Below are 15,767 nucleotides of genomic sequence, written 5' to 3' on the forward strand. Positions count from 1 at the left end.
AAAAAACCCTTCCGTAGAGAAAGGGTTTTTTAAAAATTATTCTGATGGCTATTTCTCTTCTTCGGAAGATGCTCCATCCTTGTTCCAGACGTTATCTGAAGGATTTACATCTGCCATCATCTTAGAACTATCTATCTCAATGCTGCTAATGTCTTTGGCAGCATCAATTTCCAGTTCATAAGTAGGGAATCCCCAGGCCCAGTCTTCAGCAACCGTTCTGTCTTCACCTTCACGTGCTTTTTTTTCCCATCGCATCATTTCCAGCGGGATATAGTATGTTTTCTTAGAACCATCAGCATAGGTTACATCAATATCTATAGGCATTGGCATCAATCCAATCCTCTTCAGGCTTACTGTTGCTTTCGCATCTTTTATTTCAACACCCTCTATTGCGTAATCGATCGTATTGGTGGTTTGTGTCCAGTCCATTAAATACCAGTCCAGCTCTGCTCCAGAAACCTTTTCAGCAATTCTAATGAAATCGTTTGGCGTTGGATGTTTGAATTTCCATTCATCATAGTACCTGTTCAAGGTTTTTGAAAGATTCTCTTCGCCTATGATGTAACCAAGTTGCGCCAGAAATACCGCCCCTTTTGAATATGCAGAGGTTCCATAAAGTGCATTCAGTTCATACCTGTCGGCATGCGTGGATTGTGGCTGCTCTCTTCCTGAATTTGCCAGGTACTGGTATCCTCTGTAAGAACCAGTATGTGGATTGTCCTTATTTTCTCCAAGGACAACATTTTCAGCTTCCGTAGAAATGTAGGAAGTAAAACCTTCATCCATCCATTCGTGTTTACTTTCATTAGTTGCCATCAAATGCTGAAACCAGGCATGCGCCATTTCATGAGCAGTAACACCAACGAGACTTCCAAAAGAACGTTCACCAGTGATTAGAGTAAGCATCGCGTACTCCATTCCACCGTCTCCACCCTGTACTACAGAGTATTGATCCCATGGATATGGTCCTATATGCTCGTTAAAATACAGAAGCAATTCTGCAGTTTTTGGCTGAAGATTTTTCCAGTTCTCCTTGATATCATCATTGTCCTTATAAAGGAAATGCAGTACAGTTCCATCTTCAGCAACTAACTTATCGTGGATATACTCAGGATCTGCAGCCCAGGTAAAATCATGAACTTTAGGAGCTTTAAAATGCCAGGTGAGCTTGTCCCCTTTTTTTCTTTTTACTTTGGTTCCTTCTTCTTCATAGTTATACCCAATTTCCTCAGGGTTTTGAAGATATCCTGTACTTCCAAGTATATAATCCTTATCGATACTGATCTTTACATCAAAATCTCCCCATACGCCATGAAATTCACGGGCAATATAAGGATCGGCATGCCAACCCTGGAAGTCATATTCTGCAAGTTTAGGATACCACTGACTCATAGAAAGCGCTACACCCTCAGAGCTGTTTCTACCAGATCTTCTAATCTGTTCCGGCACCTGACCTTCAAATTCCATGTTGAACTTTACTTTTTTACCGGGAAGAATTGGCTGAGCAAGTTCTACTTCCAGAACGGTTCCAACTTCCTCATAATCTAGAGAAGTACCATCCTGAGTAAGAGAGTTTACTCTCAAATAACCAATCTGGTCTTCAGAAAGATCACTGATACGGCTTACTCTTTTTGGGTCTTCCTCTGTCCCTTCATTTCTTACCATTCTTCCATCTGGATCTGCGATACTTTCCAGTCTGGCATTCATTTCTGAACCCGGCTGAAAGGCATTAAAATAAAGGTGATAGAAAACCCGGTTCAAAGTGTCTGGAGAATTGTTAGTATAGGTCAATTCTTGGGTACCAGTGAATTTGAAATTTTCCACATTAACATCCACATCCATTTTGTAGTCTACATGCTGTTGCCAGTAGGAAGTGTTATTCTGTGCCTGGATCACCCCGGCGGTAAGTAGGATTAAGCTGAAAAAAATATTCTTCATTCTAGTTATTTTTTGAAATTTGATCTGCCAAAATTAAGGCGTTATATAGGTTAGCCATTTTTCCTGATGTCGAAATAGTCTTGAACTTCTTGGTATTACTTGTATCTCCACCCAGTACTACCGTTGCATTTGTAGAAATACCACTATCCATTATAATTTGTTTTACCTGTCCTGCAGATAATTTAGGGTAATAACCTCTAATGATCGCAGCGATACCGGCAACTGCTGGAGAAGCCATGGAAGTTCCCTGAAGATATTCGTAAGTATCGTTTGGAGTTGTAGACCAGATCTTGGTTCCAGGCGCGAAAACATCTACGTTGGTAGCTCCATAGTTAGAGAAAGTCGCGATAAGATTCGCTCCATATTCATAATTCAAAGCACCAACTGTTAGGAAGTTATCACTGATCTCTGTGGTTTCCTGCGGATTCTGATCGTTAGGATATACTCTCTTTTTATCAAGATCTATTCCTTCATTTCCGGCAGCATTTACAATAAGAACATCATTATCTGCCGCATATTTGATGGCATCGATCACCCATTCCGGATTTTGAGAAAAGTATTTTCCAAAGCTGGTATTGATGACTTTTGCACCATTGTCTACCGCGTAACGAATTCCCAGTGCGATGTCCTTATCATATTCATCACCATCTGGCACAGCTCTTACTGCCATGATCTTCGCATTATTGGCAACTCCTTTAAGTCCTATAGAATTATTTCTGTTAGCTGCAATGATCCCGGCTACATGTGTTCCATGCTTGGCATCTTCCATCTTTGGATCTGGTCCTGAAACTTTATTGTTTCCGTAGTTGGTATCGTTGATATCGTAAGGATCGTCACCTACTACTGCTCTACCATCCAGGTTAAGATTAAAGTGAGTATCAAGACGATTTCCGAAGTACTCCACTCCTTCATTAATTTCCTTGATAACTTCTGGAATGCTCTCGTTCACGTTGCTTTGCATTTGCCCAACGATCATTTTTGCCTGCTGCAGTTCCTGGGTCTCAGGTTTGAAATCCAATACCTGTTTCTTAGTATAATCTTCAGTTCCCAGGGCTTTGGTCATAGCTGCATGTGCATTTTTAACCTGCTGCAGGATCTGAGTATATTGCTGCTGGGTTTGCTGAGCTTCCTGGTATTCCTTGTCATACTCTTTTTTTGCTTCCAGGTACATATTGTATTCTTCCCTGTCTGCAGTGCTTATACTACTCTGGGATTTCCCTTCGTATTTGGGTTTCAATCGCTTGATGATACGGGTGAACTCCATGTTTTCTTCCACGGCATCTCCTAAAAAGTTCCAGCCATGTACATCATCGATGAACCCATTATTATCATCATCTTTTCCATTGCCGGGGATCTCGTCTTCATTGGTCCAGATCACGCCCTGCAGGTCTTCGTGGTTAATGTCTATCCCACTGTCTACAACACCTACGATCACGGATGAAGGTTTTTTGTTCTTCATGATTTCAGCATAGGCTCTGTCTACGCTCATTCCCGGAATGGTATCTATGCTCAGATCTGAATTCGTCCATTCTTTCAACTGGGCGTCTGTAAGATCCTTTACTTTTAAAGGAATGGAATCAATATTACTTACTGGTGTGGAAACTACTCTTGGAGCAGTACTGCTACAGGCAGTTAATGCGCCGGCTGCCAGGATGGTCAGGAACGGCTTATATACAGGTATTCTCATAATAGATTAATTGAATAATTCGTTAAAAGTATAGGTTTGATCATGTCTTACCCCTTTTTCAGTATGCTTCAGGGTGATGATCTCATTGTGGGCATCATGCTCCATGAACAGGTAATAATTTTCGTTTGCTGCGGTTTGCAGAAATTTCTCTTTTTCAGCAAGCGTTAAAAGCGGCCTGGTATCGAAGCCCATTACATAAGGCAGGGGAATATGTCCGGCAGTAGGAAGAAGATCTGCCATAAAAACCAGTTTCTTGCCTTGGTAATCGATATGCGGGATCATTTGCTTATCGGTATGCCCATCTACCAGCAGCGATTCAAAGCCAAGATGATCTGCTTTGCAGAACTCACTGCTTCCCTCCCGTTCCACAAAATGAAGTTTTCCACTTTGTTGCATGGGAAGAATATTTTCTTTTAAAAACGATGCTTTTTCACGAGCATTTGGATTCGTTGCCCATTCCCAGTGATCTTCATTACTCCAGAATCTGGCATTTTTAAAGGCAGGTTCATATCCTGTACGTTCTTTGTTCCACTGGATACAACCTCCGCAATGATCAAAATGCAGATGGGTCATAAAAATATCTGTAATATCATCACGATGGAAACCGTGCTGCTGTAAAGAGTTGTCTATGGAATGCTCTCCCCAGGGATAGTAATAATTAAAGAATTTTTCGCTCTGCTTATCACCCATTCCGGTATCAATCAAGATAAGCTTTTCACCATCTTCAATGAGCAGACATCGTGCGGCAATGTCTATCATATTATTCGAGTCGGCAGGATTCGTACGCGTCCAGAGACTTTTTGGGACCACTCCAAACATAGCTCCACCATCTAATTTAAAATTTCCGGCTTGTATAGGATAAAGGGTCATTCAGAATAAATTTGAAGATTTCTCCGCAAAATAGAAAATCTCATAGCGAATTCGAATTATTTTCTCATTGATTTAACAGGGTCCCGATAATGTTAGGCTTTTAATAATAAGCTTTCATAGTAAAACATTTTTAATATTTTTAGCAATTATAAGCAAATACTGAATCTATGGTTGAATTGGCAGGAATAGTGATCCTTGGGATATTGGCACAGTGGGCAGCATGGAGGTTTAAGATCCCTGCTATCCTACCATTAATACTTGTAGGTCTTGCCGTTGGACCAATTTCTACTTTTTTTACTGAAGATGGATCCAAACTCATTGAGCCCATCTGGAATGGAGAATCCGGACTGTTTCCTGGTGAAAGCCTTTTCTATTTTGTTTCACTGGCAATTGGGATCATTCTTTTTGAAGGTGGATTAACGCTGCGGAAGGGTGAAATTCTCAACGTGGGCCCCGTAATTATCAAGTTGATCACCATTGCCGTGATCGTTACTTTTTTTGGAGCCGGAGTCGCTGCATACCTTATATTCGACCTTAGCTGGCAGATTTCCTTTTTATTTGCCGCGCTAATCATTGTAACCGGTCCAACGGTGATCACGCCTATTCTTCGGAATATTCCGCTAAAGTCTGATATTTCAGCTATTCTAAAGTGGGAAGGAATTCTTATCGATCCTATTGGCGCGCTGGTTGCCGTTTTGATGTTTGAGTTTATTAGCGCCGGTACCGGAACTGAGTTTACAGAAACAGCGATGATCGAATTTGGAAAGATCGTGCTGTTTGGATTTACCTTTGGATTTACCTTTGCACACGCCCTGGCTTTTGCGATCAAAAAGAACGTGATCCCGCATTATTTACTCAATGTACTTACGCTGGCTACCGTGCTGGGAGTATTCGTACTGGCAGATCTTTTTGCCCATGAAAGCGGACTTCTGGCCGTGGTGGTGATGGGAATGGTGATGGGAAACATCAACCTTCCAAACCTGAAGGAGTTACTTTACTTTAAAGAATCTTTGAGCGTCCTGCTTATTTCGATCCTGTTCATATTGCTGGCTGCAAATATCAATGTGGAAGATTTGATGCTGGTATACGACATCAAGGCATTGATCCTTTTCGCCACAGTAGTACTCATCGTAAGACCTCTGGGTGTATTTGTAAGTAGTATAGGTTCGTCTCTTAAATTCAATGAAAAATTATTTATAAGCTGGGTTGGACCTCGTGGTATCGTAGCCGCAGGTATCGCTTCTCTCTTCGGAATTGAGCTTTCCAATCAAGGCGTTCCGGGTGCAGAATATATTACTCCGCTTGTATTTATGATCGTACTGGGAACAGTGCTTCTGAATGCGACCACAGCAAGATTATTTGCTCAACTGGTAGGAGTTTTTCTGAAGAATTCCCAGGGAATCCTCATCATTGGAGCTTCAACCATTTCAAGGTTGATTGGTAGTTATCTGAAGAAGAACAATAGACATGTGGTGCTGGTAGACAGCAATGGTGCGAATATTAAAAAAGCTCAGGAGCTTGGCCTGGATGCGATACAGGAAAACGTCTATTCAGATGATCTTATCAATAATATTGAACTGAGCGATGTTGGTTATTTAATGGCCATGACCGGAAATACGGAAGTAAACCTGAATGCCATCGAAAAATTCAGAAAACATTTTGGAGAAAATGGATCCTTTAGAGTAGTTTCTTCAGATGAAATGTATGATCCTGAAAACAATCCTAAAGAAGGACTGTTCTCCCAAACCGATGATTATATCAAGTTAACGAATCTCGCCAGGAAGTATCCTTCGATCCATGAAATTGAACTCAATTCCAAGGAACATTATGAGGGACTTATAGAGATAAGTAAAACAGATTCTGATATCATCCCATTATTTGTAAAAGATGCTGAAGGAGAGCTTAGCATTATTCCTTCCAATAGTCTTGAGGTTGAGATCGAAGAAGGTTTTATGATGGTTTATCTCGGTAAAGAACTGGAAACCGGAGATAGCGAAGAGAAAGAGAATATTGAAAATAATATACAGAAGGAGGATTAATTAGTCCTCCTCCATTTTTTCAATAAGTTCATCGGTGATTTCCAGGCTATGATAGACATTCTGTACATCATCGTCATCTTCAAATTTTTCGATGAGGTTCAGGATTTTAATGGCACTCTCTACCGGTAATTCAGTAGTATTTAGAGGTATTCGCTGTACTTCAGAATTTTTGGGTTCTATCTTCAGTTCTTCAAGTTTGGCAGACATCATTCCAAAATCATTGAATTCTGTATAAACCGTGAGATAATCCTCCTCTTTTTCGAAACTGGATGCGCCGCCTTCTATAAGCTCTAATTCCAATTCTTCAGGATCTTTTTGAAGCTGTTCTTTTTCCAATACAAACACTCCTTTTTTATCAAATAGAAACTCCAGAGAACCATTGGTTCCCAGGCTTCCCCCATTTTTACTGAAGATCGAACGAACTGAAGCTACGGTTCTATTCGTATTATCTGTAGTAGCTTCCACGAAAATCGCTATTCCATCTGGTCCATAACCTTCGAAAGTAACCGTTTCATAATGATCGGCATCAGCGCCACTCGCCTTCTTAATCGCACGTTCAATGGTATCTTTGGGCATATTGACCCCTTTGGCGTTCTGGATGGCATTACGCAAGGCGGGATTTGCTTCAGGATCTGGACCACCGCCTTCCTTTACGGCTACGGTGATCTCTTTGATCGCCCTGGTAAATTGCTTTGCTCTTTTCTTGTCCTGAGCTCCTTTACGATGTTTGATATTTGCCCATTTGCTATGTCCTGCCATGGTAGTCTGTATCTAGTTAGTAGTCGATAGATTTTCCATCGAAAAACCCCTTATTACAAAAATAAAAAAATGGAGCAGACTGCATAAAAGAAGAAGACCTCACAAATTATGATACCTGTGAGGTCTTTAATATTTGCGTTAGGGATAGCAGTGACAGCTTTTTGGAAGCGATAGCTTACAAAAACTAAAACGGATAGCCCGCCGCCGACCTTTGGAAGGCGGAACGCCCGTATAATTTATACAAAGCGCTGACTAATCGTTCAATTTTAGAACCGCCATAAATGCTTCCTGTGGAATTTCCACATTTCCAACCTGTCTCATACGCTTCTTCCCTTTTTTCTGCTTTTCCAGAAGCTTTCTCTTACGGGAAATATCACCACCATAACATTTCGCGGTTACATCCTTACGAAGTGCTTTTACGGTTTCACGAGCGATGATCTTAGCACCAATCGCAGCCTGAATTGGAATGTCGAATTGTTGTCTCGGGATCAATTCCTTCAGTTTTTCGCACATTTTCTTACCAATATCGTAGGCATTATCTACGTGTAATAAAGCTGAAAGTGCATCCACCGTATTTCCGTTTAACAGCACGTCTACTTTTACCAGTTTGGACTGGCGCATTCCTATAGGAGAATAGTCAAAAGAAGCATAACCTCTGGAAACTGTTTTTAATCGATCATAAAAGTCGAAAACAATTTCGGCAAGAGGCATATCGAAAGTCAGCTCAACCCTTTCTGTAGTTAGATAGGTCTGGTTGGTAATTTCTCCACGCTTTTCGATACACAGGGACATGACATTCCCTACATAATCTGATTTTGTAATGATGGTTGCCTTGATAAACGGCTCTTCAACCCTGTTTAAGGTGGAAGGTTCAGGAAGATCAGATGGGTTGTTCACCAAAATAACATCATCTGGATTTTTATTGGTATAAGCGTGGTAGGATACGTTAGGAACCGTGGTGATCACAGTCATATCGAACTCACGTTCCAGTCTTTCCTGAATGATTTCAAGGTGCAGCATTCCCAGGAATCCACAACGGAAACCAAATCCAAGTGCAGCAGAACTTTCCGGAGTAAATACCAGTGAAGCATCGTTCAATTGTAATTTTTCCATGGAAGCTCTCAGTTCCTCATAATCTTCGGTATCTACAGGATAAATTCCGGCGAAAACCATTGGTTTTACATCCTCAAAACCTGCGACAGCTTCCGTAGTTGGATTCACTGCGCTGGTAATAGTATCACCTACTTTTACTTCTCTGGCATCCTTGATCCCGGTGATAAGGTAACCTACATCTCCGGTTTTGATCTCTTTTCGAGGAAACTGTTTTAAACGAAGTGTTCCCACCTCATCGGCATCATATGTTTTATTGGTCGCAACGAACTTAATTTTTTCACCTTTCTTGATGGACCCATTAATGACTCTAAAATAGGTTTCAACACCTCTAAACGGGTTGTAAACAGAGTCAAAGATCAAAGCTCGCAATGGAGCGTCCACTTTTCCTGTGGGAGCAGGAATCCTGGAAATAATGGCATCAAGGATCTCTTTAATCCCAATACCTGTTTTCGCACTTGCGGGAATAACATCTGAAGCATCGCAACCTAAAAGATCCACGATATCATCTGTCACTACCTCGGGATTGGCGCTCGGAAGATCTACTTTGTTGAGTACCGGAATGATCTCAAGATCGTTTTCCAGAGCAAGATATAGATTCGAAATAGTTTGAGCCTGAATACTTTGAGCCGCATCTACTACCAGTAAAGCACCTTCACAAGCGGCAATAGAACGGGAAACTTCATAAGAAAAATCAACGTGTCCCGGAGTATCGATGAGGTTTAGTGTATATTCCTCACCTTCATGAACATAATCCATTTGTATCGCATGGGATTTGATAGTGATCCCACGTTCCCTTTCCAGGTCCATGCTATCCAGCAGCTGTTCCTGTTTTTCACGCTCGGTAACAGCCCCGGTAAAATCCAGCAGGCGATCTGCCAATGTACTTTTCCCATGATCTATATGCGCGATTATGCAAAAATTTCGAATGTTCTTCATCTCCAGTATTTGTGTCCTTAAGCCCAAAAATTCAGCTTAAATTAAGACTACAAATATAATTGAATTAATAGTCTAATATAAAATTTCAAGTTTATGTTTGTTTCGCTGGGTGAAAGCATTCGAGAATGCTATTTTAGAGCTTGTAATTATCTTTGCTGAAGGCTAACCCACAAAGGGGTTACATCAAAAAAATGACTATGGATTTCCTGAAACCTGATACTGAAAAGGCATCAAATTATGATCATCTTGAAAAGATGAATACGGCAGAACTTCTAAAGAATATCAACAAGGAAGATCGAACGGTCGCCGAAAGTGTGCAAAAAGTAATTCCGGCGATCGAAGTCCTGGTAGACAGCATTGTGGACAAATTAGGAGCAGGAGGCAGGCTTTTTTATATTGGAGCTGGTACGAGTGGCCGGCTTGGAGTTCTGGATGCTTCAGAATGTCCGCCAACTTTCGGTGTTGAACCAGGAATGGTCATTGGTTTGATTGCCGGTGGCGATACTGCTTTGCGAAACGCGGTTGAAAATGCAGAAGATAACAGGGAACAGGCCTGGAAAGATCTTCAGGAATATAACATAAGTGCAATGGACGTTCTGATAGGTATTGCTGCATCTGGAACCACGCCCTATGTGATTGGCGGGATTGAAACTGCGCGCAAAAACGGCATTATCACCGGTTGTGTAACCTGTAGTTCCGGAAGTCCCCTGGCAAATGCTTCAGAATTTCCAGTAGAAGTGATCACCGGGCCCGAGTTTGTAACGGGAAGTACCAGGATGAAAGCTGGGACAGCGCAGAAAATGGTGTTGAACATGATCACCACGTCTACCATGATAAGGCTTGGAAAGATCAAAGGAAATAAAATGGTAGATATGCAGTTATCCAATAAAAAGCTGGTGGGACGTGGTACCCAGATGATCATGGATGAACTGCATATAGAAGAAGAGCAGGCAAAATCACTCTTACTGGAACATGGCAGCGTAAGACAGGCCATTGCCAATTTTCAACAAAATAATCAATGATCAAATCTTTGAAATATTACAAATCCTTATCGCTTATTCTTCTGGCGTTTTTGGCCTATTCCTGTAAATCCACCAAAAATGTTGCTGTAGTTGAAGAGCGATCTGAAACAAAAGATACGCTGGTTCAGAAGGAGATGGGAAGTCCTGAAGTTTCAGAAGAAATTACTGAAAATACGTTTATTGAGCCGCCTCTTGATATTGCCGAATTCAGAGCTGCCTGGATCGCTTCGGTTGCCAATATTAACTGGCCCAGTAAAGCAGGTTTATCTACCGAAGTACAGAAAAAGGAGGCCCTGGAAATGCTTGAGTTTCTGGAAGAAAATAATTTTAACGCGGTGATCTTACAGGTTCGGCCCCAGGCAGATGCCCTGTATCAAAGCGAACTCGAGCCCTGGTCTTATTTTCTTACCGGCAAAAGTGGCAAAGCTCCAGAACCATTTTATGATCCACTGGAATTCTGGATAGAACAGGCTCATCTAAGAGGCATGGAACTTCATGTCTGGCTCAACCCTTACCGCGCGCATCATACCACTGGAAAAGAGATTGGGGAAAGATCTATTGTAAAGACCAATCCTGAACTCGTTATGGAATTGAAGAACGGGATGTGGTGGATGGATCCAGGAAGCGAAAAGGTGCAGGAACATTCGGCAGCAGTAGTGATGGATATTGTGGAACGCTACGATATCGATGCCGTGCATTTTGACGATTATTTCTATCCCTATGCATCTTATAATGGTAAAAACGGATTCCCGGATGATGCAAGTTTCCGGAAATACCAAAGTAGCGGAGGAGAACTTTCCCGAGCCGACTGGAGGCGCAAGAGTGTTAATGATTTTATTGAAAGAATAGCCGGGGAGATCAAAGCTGAAAAGTCTTTCGTAAAATTCGGAATTAGTCCGTTTGGGATCTGGAGACCCGGTTTTCCTGCCAGTATCAAGGGAATGGACCAGTATGAAGAATTATATGCCGATGCCAAATTATGGCTGAACAAAGGCTGGATCGACTATTTTACTCCGCAACTTTACTGGCCTACGGCGAAAGTAGGACAGAGTTTCCCGGTTTTACTGGGTTGGTGGGAATCTGAAAATGTAACGGGAAGACATCTCTGGCCAGGAATTAATCTTGCTTTAGAAGAGGAAACCCCTGGAGAAATCGCTTCTCAGATCATGATCTCGCGTGGAATTCTTCCGGATAGCCCGGGCGTGGTACACTGGAATATTGGACCTTTAATGAAAAATGAGAACCTCAAAAATTCTCTTAGAACAGGACCTTACCAGCAAAATGCACTGGTACCGGCGAGTCCCTGGTTATCTGCTAAGATTCCTGAAATTCCAGGCATTGAACTGGCTAAAACAACTTCAGCATATAATATCAAAAACCTGAGTTTAGAGAACCATTTCCGGTGGGTGGTGTATTACCAGTATGAAAACAGCGGCTGGAATTATAAAATCCTAAACCAGGAACAGGATGTACATTCGCTTCCGGTTAAGAATAAAGACAACAATAAATTGGTCAAAATTGGGATCACTGCGGTAGATCGCACGGGAGCTCAAAGTAGTTTCCAGCAATATGATCTTGAAATCCTTGACCTTACAAAATCTTAATTATGAAAACCAGATTTACAATATATTTTCTAGCAGCAATATTTTTTATTTCCTGTGGAGAATCCAAAAGAGAATCGGCTAAAAGCGGACAGGTTGAGGAAATCGTAGAGCGAAACAGAACTGAGTTTGCACCAGACAAACGGGTAGCTTTATTTGATATTTCTGCGGAAGAAGACCAAAACGGAATCATCTTGAGAGGGGAAACTACTTCAGAAGAAGCTAAAAAACGACTCCTGTCAGATCTAGATTCGGCAGGGGTTAATTATAAAGACAGTATTCAGGTTTTACCTTCCGAAGCATTGGGTGAAAAGCTTTATGGGATCATAGATATCTCGGTAGCCAATCTAAGAGGCGACAGTAAACATTCTTCTGAACTGGTGACTCAGGCCACACTTGGTACGCCGGTAAAGATCTGGAAACGAACGGAGGAATGGTATTATATTCAAACTCCAGACGATTATCTTTCGTGGGTCGACCACGGAGGAATTACGACGATGAACGAAAGTGATTTTAACAACTGGAAAACTTCAGAAAAGATCATTTTCACGAAAGCTTACGGGAACTCCTATGTTAAGCCAGATTTGGATTCTAATCCAGTTACAGATCTGGTGACGGGTGCAGTTCTGGAACTGCTGCAGGATTCAGACGACTTTTACCAGGTAAGATATCCCGATGGCAAAGAAGGCTATGTTTCTAAAAATGATGCGAAGATATACCAAGAATGGCTTCAGAATCTGGAAGCAGATGGAGAAAGTTTGACCAAAGTTTCAGAAAAACTGATGGGATTACCTTATTTATGGGGAGGCACCTCAGCGAAAGGAGTGGATTGCAGCGGATTTACCAAGACCATCTATTTTATGAATGGGATGATTATTCCCAGGGATGCTTCTCAACAGGTGAAGGAAGGAACGCTGGTAGATGAACAATCAGATTTCAGCAAACTGGAAGTCGGGGATCTATTGTTCTTCGGCAGACCGGCAACCGATTCCACTTCGGAAAAAGTAGTGCATGTTGGAATGTGGATTGGTAATAATGAATTTATTCATTCCTCGGGAGATGTTCATATTAGCAGCGTAGATGATAAAGCTGAAAATTTCGATGAATTCAACAGAAGCCGATATTTAAGAACTAAAAGATATCTTGATCAGCAATCCAGCGGACTCAAATACCTGAAAGACCAGGATATTTTTGTGAATGAATCACGCTAATTTTAGGCGAAACAGTACTTTATGGAAGCAAATTGGGTAATTTGTTGAACAATTGCTAATTAATTTATCTTCAGCTTGATATAAAAGCTTTTTCTTGCTAAAAATGACATAAAAGTTATATTTGCCCTTGTTACCAAACAAAATCGAACTAACCAACAATGAATATTAGACCATCTCTAAGCATTATCCTTTGCTTTTTAAGTACGCTGGTATTTTCACAAAATCAACTTTCAGGAAAGTTAACCGACCTTAATAACGAAGCCCTTGCCTACGCGAATGTCATTCTATTAAACGCCCAGGATTCAGTGACTGTGGTTAAAGGGACGGTAAGTGAAGAGGATGGAAGCTTTTTGCTGAAAGACATCAAGGACGATAATTACGTACTAAAAATAACCTATGTTGGTTATGAGGATCTGCTGAAGAAGATCAGGGTGCAAGGAGATACCAACCTAAAAACTTTAAAAGTTTCCCCATCTTCCGGAGATCTTGATGAGGTAACGATTCAAGCCAGGAAACCAAGAATTAGCAGGGAAGTGGATCGTATCGTTTTTGATGTGGAGAATTCTACCTTATCTTCTGGAAATACCTGGGATATTCTTAAAAAATCACCGGGCGTGATCGATAACCAGGGACAACTAATGGTTCGGAATGCGGCGGTACAGGTGTATTTAAATGATCGTAAGATTTATTTATCTGCTTCAGAATTGCAGACATTACTGGAGTCTTATTCCGCAGAAAACATTAAATCTATTGAAATTATTACAAATCCACCTGCCAGGTATGATGCTGAAGGTGGAGCGATCCTGAATATAACAACTAGTAAAAGCATTACTCCGGGATACAAGGGAAGTGTAGAAGGAACTTATACCCAGGCGATCTATTCAAAGTATAAGATTGGAACCAGTCATTATTTCCAGGGTGATAAGGTAAATGTGTTCGCGAATTACAATTTTAGTCCGCGTAAGGATTATAAGAACGACGATTCCTATATAAATTTTATACGTGACGGGCAGCTTTTTTCCAGGTGGGATACAGATTTTACCAGGGAAACAACGAGCCAGGCTCACAATGCCAACGCGATCATAGATTTTGAACTTTCAGAAAAAAGTAATCTTAACTTTTCTGTGAATGCTAATTTTTCCCCTAACCGTGAATTTGATAACGATGTAACGACCGAGATGAGAAATGCTTCCGGAGGACTTGATTCGACGTTGGTGACAGATTCCGGCGTTTTTACAGATCAGAACAACGTGGCATTAAATCTTGATTATATCACCTCTTTTAACAACGGCGGTGACCTTTCGATAAAGGCGCACTATACCAGGTTTGACCAGGATCGTGAGCAAATGGTTTTTTCTCAGTATTTCAGTCCGCAAGGTCAGCGACTGGATGCACTGGAATTCGATACCGATGCCAGCCAGAAAATAGACATTTATACAACGCAGGCAGATTATACGACCACAATCGGGGAATCTGTCTTTGAAAGCGGACTCAAATTTTCGTCCATAGAATCTGAAAGTGGGATCGAGTACATGAATGAGCGACGTTTAGAATCATTGTATGATGATCTGGGAGATGTATTTTTATATGATGAAAATATCTATGCAGCATATCTTTCAGTAAGTCACGACTGGACGAAATGGAGTGGTAAATTAGGACTGCGCGGGGAATATACCGATAGAGCAGGGGAGAGCAGGAGCGTGGAAACTGTTAATGATCGCGAATACTTTGAATTATTTCCAACGGCATACCTGCAATATCGCGCTTCAGACAATCATAGTTTCACTTTGGATTATAGCCGAAGAATTCAGCGACCACGATATGAAAGTCTGAATCCTTTCAGATACTTTCTGAATGAGACGAATTTCAACGCTGGGAACCCAAATCTTATCGCTTCCATTAGTAATAATGTTACTTTAAACTATACACTTAACAACGCCTGGTTCTTTGATTTCTACTATAAGGATCTTGGCGAAGCTCCGGAAACTCTCGTTTTTCAGGATAATCAAAATCTTACCATTCGTAACGTGAACCAGAATCTGCTGGATTCGAAATCCTACGGAATTGATATTTTTCATGGAACGTCTATTACAGATTTCTGGTATGCACAACTATTTACTTCGCTATTCCGTATGGAAAATACGTTGCTTGCCCTGGAGAGTAATAATGCTGAAGTGACTATAGAAGCTGAAGGTGTTCAGGCTTATGTGTATAATATTTTCACTTTGTCCCAGGATGGTACTTTTGAGGGAACTTTGTTTGCGCAATATCTTTCAGATTATCTATCTGGATCCTACAACCTTGAGCCAATGACGACTGTAAGTATTGGTTTAAGAAAGACCTTATGGGACAACAGGGCTGAGTTAAGTTTGAATGTGAACGATATATTTAATTCTACGAACACCCGCCTTACTTCAGAATATTTAAACCAGAGCAACAGTTTCTTTTCTTTTTCTGAAAACAGGAATGTACAGATAGGTTTTAAATATAACTTCGGAAACTTTAGACTGAGTGACAATCAGCGAACAATAGATGAAGCTGAAAGAGAACGATTAAGACCATAATTTTTACTTCCGGTTTATTTCTTAATT

Annotated in this window: 10 protein-coding genes; 5 read left to right on the forward strand and 5 right to left on the reverse strand. The window is 41.1% G+C overall.

Translation table 11 applies throughout. From position 1 onward, the window contains the following. Positions 1-48 precede the first annotated feature (48 nt). From G529_RS0100510 to G529_RS0100520, 3 genes are read right to left on the reverse strand one after another with little or no spacing between them, the layout of a single operon-like run. A complete protein-coding gene (locus G529_RS0100510; RefSeq protein ID WP_026913666.1) occupies positions 49-1,938 on the reverse strand; it encodes a M1 family metallopeptidase in 1,890 nt (629 codons plus the stop codon). 1 nt (position 1,939) lies between these two features. Next, positions 1,940-3,625, reverse strand: coding sequence for a S8 family peptidase (locus G529_RS0100515; protein WP_026913667.1), 1,686 nt, complete (start codon positions 3,623-3,625; stop codon positions 1,940-1,942). Positions 3,626-3,631: 6 nt separating this feature from the next. After that, positions 3,632-4,495, reverse strand: a complete 864-nt coding sequence (locus G529_RS0100520) for an MBL fold metallo-hydrolase (RefSeq protein ID WP_026913668.1) — start codon at positions 4,493-4,495, stop codon at positions 3,632-3,634. Between the two features lie 167 nt (positions 4,496-4,662). Here G529_RS0100520 and G529_RS0100525 point away from each other — a divergent pair, with 167 nt between their 5' ends. Continuing rightward, positions 4,663-6,534, forward strand: a complete 1,872-nt coding sequence (locus G529_RS0100525) for a cation:proton antiporter (RefSeq protein ID WP_026913669.1) — start codon at positions 4,663-4,665, stop codon at positions 6,532-6,534. Here the strand turns inward: G529_RS0100525 and G529_RS0100530 are convergent, their stop codons facing one another. Both G529_RS0100530 and lepA read right to left on the reverse strand, forming a co-directional pair. Continuing rightward, on the reverse strand, positions 6,535-7,293 hold the full coding sequence (locus tag G529_RS0100530; RefSeq protein WP_026913670.1) for a YebC/PmpR family DNA-binding transcriptional regulator: 759 nt from the start codon (positions 7,291-7,293) through the stop codon (positions 6,535-6,537). Positions 7,294-7,545: 252 nt separating this feature from the next. Further along, entirely contained in the window at positions 7,546-9,342 is a 1,797-nt protein-coding gene (gene lepA, locus G529_RS0100535) for a translation elongation factor 4 (RefSeq protein ID WP_026913671.1), read from the reverse strand. 197 nt (positions 9,343-9,539) lie between these two features. On the opposite strand from lepA, the gene murQ reads away from it, so the two are divergent. From murQ to G529_RS0100555, 4 genes are all read left to right on the forward strand, one after another. Next, complete coding sequence (gene murQ / locus G529_RS0100540) at positions 9,540-10,364, forward strand: N-acetylmuramic acid 6-phosphate etherase (protein ID WP_026913672.1); 825 nt, start codon at positions 9,540-9,542, stop codon at positions 10,362-10,364. Next, positions 10,361-11,968, forward strand: coding sequence for a glycoside hydrolase family 10-like protein (locus G529_RS0100545; protein ID WP_026913673.1), 1,608 nt, complete (start codon positions 10,361-10,363; stop codon positions 11,966-11,968). Before murQ ends, G529_RS0100545 begins: the two co-directional genes overlap by 4 nt. A 2-nt stretch (positions 11,969-11,970) precedes the next feature. Beyond that, on the forward strand, positions 11,971-13,176 hold the full coding sequence (locus tag G529_RS0100550; protein ID WP_026913674.1) for a C40 family peptidase: 1,206 nt from the start codon (positions 11,971-11,973) through the stop codon (positions 13,174-13,176). Between the two features lie 158 nt (positions 13,177-13,334). After that, on the forward strand, positions 13,335-15,740 hold the full coding sequence (locus G529_RS0100555) for an outer membrane beta-barrel protein (protein WP_026913675.1): 2,406 nt from the start codon (positions 13,335-13,337) through the stop codon (positions 15,738-15,740). Positions 15,741-15,767 lie beyond the last annotated feature (27 nt).

This window comes from Christiangramia portivictoriae DSM 23547 (genome assembly GCF_000423045.1).
In the GTDB taxonomy this organism is placed as follows: Bacteria; Bacteroidota; Bacteroidia; order Flavobacteriales; family Flavobacteriaceae; genus Christiangramia; species Christiangramia portivictoriae.

What these genes read in the sequence shown, in the direction of transcription:
- G529_RS0100510 (WP_026913666.1), bottom strand. Translation starts at nt 1,938, where the DNA reads ATGAAGAATATTTTTTTCAGCTTAATCCTACTTACCGCCGGGGTGATC.
- G529_RS0100515 (WP_026913667.1), bottom strand. Translation starts at nt 3,625, where the DNA reads ATGAGAATACCTGTATATAAGCCGTTCCTGACCATCCTGGCAGCCGGC.
- G529_RS0100520 (WP_026913668.1), bottom strand. Translation starts at nt 4,495, where the DNA reads ATGACCCTTTATCCTATACAAGCCGGAAATTTTAAATTAGATGGTGGA.
- G529_RS0100525 (WP_026913669.1), top strand. Translation starts at nt 4,663, where the DNA reads ATGGTTGAATTGGCAGGAATAGTGATCCTTGGGATATTGGCACAGTGG.
- G529_RS0100530 (WP_026913670.1), bottom strand. Translation starts at nt 7,293, where the DNA reads ATGGCAGGACATAGCAAATGGGCAAATATCAAACATCGTAAAGGAGCT.
- lepA (WP_026913671.1), bottom strand. Translation starts at nt 9,342, where the DNA reads ATGAAGAACATTCGAAATTTTTGCATAATCGCGCATATAGATCATGGG.
- murQ (WP_026913672.1), top strand. Translation starts at nt 9,540, where the DNA reads ATGGATTTCCTGAAACCTGATACTGAAAAGGCATCAAATTATGATCAT.
- G529_RS0100545 (WP_026913673.1), top strand. Translation starts at nt 10,361, where the DNA reads ATGATCAAATCTTTGAAATATTACAAATCCTTATCGCTTATTCTTCTG.
- G529_RS0100550 (WP_026913674.1), top strand. Translation starts at nt 11,971, where the DNA reads ATGAAAACCAGATTTACAATATATTTTCTAGCAGCAATATTTTTTATT.
- G529_RS0100555 (WP_026913675.1), top strand. Translation starts at nt 13,335, where the DNA reads ATGAATATTAGACCATCTCTAAGCATTATCCTTTGCTTTTTAAGTACG.